We start from the raw sequence: 2,884 nt of genomic DNA on the forward strand, positions 1-2,884 counted from the left end.
CAGATTGATAGTGTTTCTGATACTAATGGACTTCTTGTGCAGGCGAGTATTGATTCTATGGGTAAGGATGTAGAGGAGACGAAGGGGATTTATTCTTCTGCTATTTCCGATATTCTTGACCGTGTTTCGTTGATTCAGCAGGAGTTGCGGCGGATTGATGATTCAGCGCCGGAGCATGTTTTGCGCCCGGATGGTTCTGAGGAGAAGACGAATTATCGGGGCGCGTTGGCGCCGATGCTTCAGGCGGTGGGTGATGCGCAGAAGGTGATCGGTGGGGGGAAGGATGCTGTTGTGCATGCTGAGCCAGACAAGCTCGGTGAGGAGATTAGTGGTTGGACGGCGCGGAGTGCCGAGGGGTTGGGGGCGATTACGCAAAGTTTGGGTGCGGTAGTTGAGGCGGCGCCGGTGTATTCCGAGGCTACGCATCAGTCGATTGCGTCTCATCCGGCTTGCGCGTCGATTATTGGTGAGCAGCTTGATGATGAGGAGATCTTGGAGCCGGTGACTGACTACATGGCGAAGCAGACGCTGCGCCATGAGACGATGCGCAAGGTGTGGTGGGATGTGTCGTTGATTGGGGACATGGGTGCGGTGTCGCCATCGCGGGTTTTCACCCAAGCGCGTCTGGCGGTGATGGGGGTTGGGGACATGGCCTCGGAGACGGAGGGGGATCTGGCTAGTTGGCAGCTTGGGCTTGATCCGACGGATCCGAATTATGCGCTAGTTGCGCCGCTTCGTCCTGCGATGCATGCTTCTGTGGAGACGATGGGGCGTATTAAGGTGCAGGCTCGGGGGTTGTTGGAGGAGCTGGATCGTCTGGACCAGGAGGATGTCGAGGGACTTCAGGGGTTCTTTGAGTCCCACGGCCAAGAGTTGAAGGACTTGCAGATTCTTGAGGCTGGTGACTACGCACGGGCCGTTTCATCGGTACGGATGCCTAATGAGGCGACAAAGAAGGCCGTGGAGAAGCAGAGCAAGGAGATTGCGTGTGCACAGCAGTCGGCGCCTGCGTGTGTCTCTGGTGTCGATGAGTCGGTCGTGGAGGTCTATCGGGCGTTGGTAGTCCAGCAGCGTGAGGTCTCTGCGGCGATACAGCAGGTTCAGGGGGCTCTTTCGCAGGTGGAGGGGATGGATATTACCGAGGCGGTGGCGGTGATTCGTCAGGCGGCTTCTGAGGCCAAGGGGCGGGTTTTTGCGGCGCAAAGTGGTATCAACCAGGTCGTCGAGCAGTCTGGTGGCCAGCCGGTGGTGCGCGGGCTTCAGGATTACTCTGGGGCGCTTAGCGGTCTCCACAATGCTCTGGGGGTGTTGGAGGACGCGGTGACGGTGACTGGTGGGGATTATGGTGGGGTTAATTCCCGGGTGCAGCAGGCCGTGGAGGGTGTCTCTGGTGCTGTGGAGGATGCTGGCGAGGTGTATGCCGGGGCGGTGTCGTCGGTGGTGCCGATGACCGATGAGACGGCTCAGGAGATGGCTCGGGTACGCGCGGAGGTGTCCACCCAAGAACAGTGATCTTCCTTGTGGAGATTGATCTGTGATAGGCTTGGTGGTGCGCTGGCCGAACAGATAAAAAGAGGGCTCCTTCACCCTCGCGAAGGGGCCCTCTTTTTGCCGTCTTAGAATCTCTGGGATTAGGCGCTCAGTAGTCCAGCGAGTGCGCCGATGGTGGTTGCGAGTTCTCCATTGACCAGGGAGGATCCCAGTGCAGTGTTCAGGAGTGCGGTGGTGATATCCATGGTTCAAGCCCTTTCTGTGTAGCGGGTGGCCTTTGTAGCCTTGGCCGCAAAGAATGTTGCGGTGATCAGCAAAAGTAGTCCTATGCCCCACCCTGCGATTGCACCCCAGGAGGTGACGTTACCGTAGGTGGTACCGAGCAAAATGGAGACTACTGCGCCGAAGATGCAGGCGAGGCAGTATTTTTGCGCAGTGGTCATGGTTACTTCCAGTTCTGGCCCACACAGTATCCTACTGTGCCGCCGGTAGCTCCAGAAGCAGCGGCGATGCATAGTACGCATCCCGTGCCAGCGGTGACTGCGCATGCCGCGCCGCAGACGACGCTTAATGCGGCGATTGCCCATGCGGCGATACCTGCGTTGGACAGGCAGCGGTTGAGACCGCCCCAGTCCATGCCACGCAATGCGACAGTAGGAGCAGTGGATTCTTCTACTTCAACGAATTCTTCCTTGGTGAGTTCACCATTGTGGTACAGGGACACAGTTCCCGAGGTGGCGGTCTTTTCATGCAGACTGGCCTGGATGACATCGGTGAGATCGTCGCCACTGAAAGAGGCAAAGATCACGCTTCCGCGTGCTGCGCCGAGGATGGGCGCTGAGACGTAGCCGGTCCCATTGGGCAAGGTCTTCACATCGGCATTGTCGATGTCGATGGTCTCGCCCGATTCAAGCTGCGCAAGGTCGTAGAACTGGTCCTCGGCCTGAGTCAACATGTCGTCGCGCTGCTGGCCTTCTACTGGCGTGTAGCTGTCCAGGTCATTAATTGCTTGGGTGAGACCAGCACTGACCTCCGGCAAAGCGGAAGCCGAAGTAGCAAACGTGCTGGTGATAGCGGTCGATATTGCAAGGCCTAGGGCAATAAGTCGCTTCTTCATTACCCATACCTCCTAACGGGTTCGCGTGGCTGAAAGTGCTTCAAGTCTCAGAAGCATCATCATCGTGACACGGGAACATACGGTCCGCAACGGGAATGCAAAAATTGGATACTTTCGTTCCAAGTTCCTCCACTCCACTTGACACTTCATTAATATTCTGATAAATGCATAGTTTTTGCTCCTGGCATACCCTTACCCCCTTCGGTCAGATGGTCGTGTACCGCTAGCCGCGTAGAGCTGGTGCGAGTGTGCGCCAGGAGTTTTCGAGTTCTTTTT

General features: G+C 57.1%; 2 protein-coding genes. One reads left to right on the forward strand and one right to left on the reverse strand.

The window, feature by feature from the left end:
- The coding region (locus B140_RS0111310; RefSeq protein ID WP_211208169.1) for a hypothetical protein at nucleotides 1-1,512 on the forward strand (1,512 nt) is incomplete at its 5' end.
- 424 nt (nucleotides 1,513-1,936) lie between these two features.
- Here B140_RS0111310 and B140_RS14065 read toward each other — a convergent pair.
- A complete protein-coding gene (locus tag B140_RS14065) occupies nucleotides 1,937-2,608 on the reverse strand; it encodes a hypothetical protein (protein WP_156801805.1) in 672 nt (223 codons plus the stop codon).
- Between the last annotated feature and the right edge of the window lie 276 nt (nucleotides 2,609-2,884).

This window comes from Corynebacterium mastitidis DSM 44356 (assembly GCF_000375365.1).
In the GTDB taxonomy this organism is placed as follows: Bacteria; Actinomycetota; Actinomycetes; order Mycobacteriales; family Mycobacteriaceae; genus Corynebacterium; species Corynebacterium mastitidis.

Bases quoted from the DNA above. Each gene is read 5' to 3' on its own strand.
- B140_RS14065 (WP_156801805.1), bottom strand. From the start codon at position 2,608: ATGAAGAAGCGACTTATTGCCCTAGGCCTTGCAATATCGACCGCTATC.